At 65.6% G+C, this 1,569-nt stretch carries 1 protein-coding gene; it reads right to left on the bottom strand.

Annotated elements, in window-relative coordinates; translation table 11 throughout:
* Window positions 1–120: 120 nt before the first annotated feature.
* Window positions 121–1,122 (bottom strand): tRNA glutamyl-Q(34) synthetase GluQRS, encoded by a 1,002-nt coding sequence (gene gluQRS / locus AQ996_RS09490; protein WP_055252699.1) that lies wholly within the window; start codon window positions 1,120–1,122, stop codon window positions 121–123.
* Window positions 1,123–1,569 lie beyond the last annotated feature (447 nt).

Raw genomic sequence — 1,569 nt, 5'->3', positions numbered from 1 at the left:
CCGATCGGCGGCCCCTCGGGGCTTGCCCGTATCGTAGGCAATGCGCCGAATGCTCGCCATCGAAATTTATCGGTGGCCCACTTCAGACTGTAATGGGGCAAGGGGGCGGGGCGTATTTGACTACTCGGCCATTACGGTGATGTTCTCGCGGTGTGCGCGGATGACGTCCCAGCTAAAGTGCTCGGCCAGCTGCTCGGCAGAGCGCGGTGTGGTGTCCGGCGCGATGCCCGTTTGCCCGGCGAGCCATCCCAGCAGTGCCTCGGGCGTGCCAAAGCGGGCGCGGAGTTCGCCTAGGTCCAGATCGCGGTCGCGCTTGGAAAGGCGGCGGCCGTCCGGCGACATGAGCAGCGGAATGTGCGCGTAGTGCGGCGTGGCAAGTCCCAGCAGATGCTGCAGGTAGATCTGGCGGGGCGTGGAGCCCAGCAGGTCGCATCCGCGCACGACCTCGGTAACACCCATGGCGGCGTCGTCGACCACCACGGCTAGCTGATAGGCAAAAACGCCGTCGCTGCGGCGGACCAAAAAGTCGCCGCACTCGGTGGCGAGTGCTTCGCATTGGGCGCCGTACGTGCGGTCAACAAATTCGACCACGTCGTCGGCGAGGTCGTCGACGGCGGGCACGCGCAGGCGTGTGGCCGGGGCGCGCAGAGCACTGCGGCGTGCAACTTCTTCGGCAGAAAGAGCGCGGCAGGCGCCGCGGTAGATGGGCGTGCCGTCGCTGGCGTGCGGCGCGCTTGCGGCGTGGAGCTCGGCGCGCGTGCAAAAGCAGGGATAGGTGAGGCCGGCGTCTTGCAGCTGGCGCAAGGCGGCTTCGTACAGGTCTAGGCGATCGTGCTGATAGTAGGGGCCTTCGTCCCACTCGAGCCCCAGCCAGGCCAAGTCGTCAATCAGTTGAACGGCAAGCTCCGGTCGCTTGCAGCGATCGTCGAGGTCCTCGATGCGCAACACGATGCTGCCGCCCTGGCTGCGGGCCGAAAGCCACGCGCACAAGCAACTGAACACGTTGCCCAGGTGCATGCGGCCCGAGGGCGACGGGGCAAAGCGGCCCACGACGGGGGTGGGCACTGCCGTTGCCGGTGCGACCGCGGCGGGTGTTGCTATGTTGCGTGCGTTGATATCCATGCGGACGAGTATAGCGCGGGGCGCGGTGGGGGAGACGTTGCCGTGGCCTGCAAGTTGCCGACGCCGCGCGTTGCGCGTGTCGAACCACCGGCTCGACAGCTCGATCGCCGCCCGCCAGCCCAACCTCTCAAACGACAGAAACCCCGGCAGCTCTTCGCAACTGCCGGGGTTTCCGCGGAAAAGGGGGACATGATCCTCGAGCGAACGGGAAAGGGGCAACCGTTTTCGCTCAACTGCTTTATGCCCCTCGGTTGGCGGCTCAATCAGCGCACGCCGCGCCCACACAAAGCCGCTACACCTGTGACGGTGCTGTGAAGTGGTATCTATTGCTGGCGCGGGCCATGCCAAGGAGTGTCCCTAATGACTAGTCGTTTAAGAACGTCCATTACAGTCGAAATTGTCAGCCCGGGACCGTCTCGGGCTACGATTGAGGCGCGCCCAGAACGG

It is taken from the genome of Collinsella aerofaciens, assembly GCF_001404695.1.
Classification (GTDB): Bacteria; Actinomycetota; Coriobacteriia; order Coriobacteriales; family Coriobacteriaceae; genus Collinsella; species Collinsella aerofaciens_E.
The sequence above is the reverse complement of the archived record's forward strand: the minus strand, read 5'-3'. Positions and strand labels throughout refer to the sequence as shown.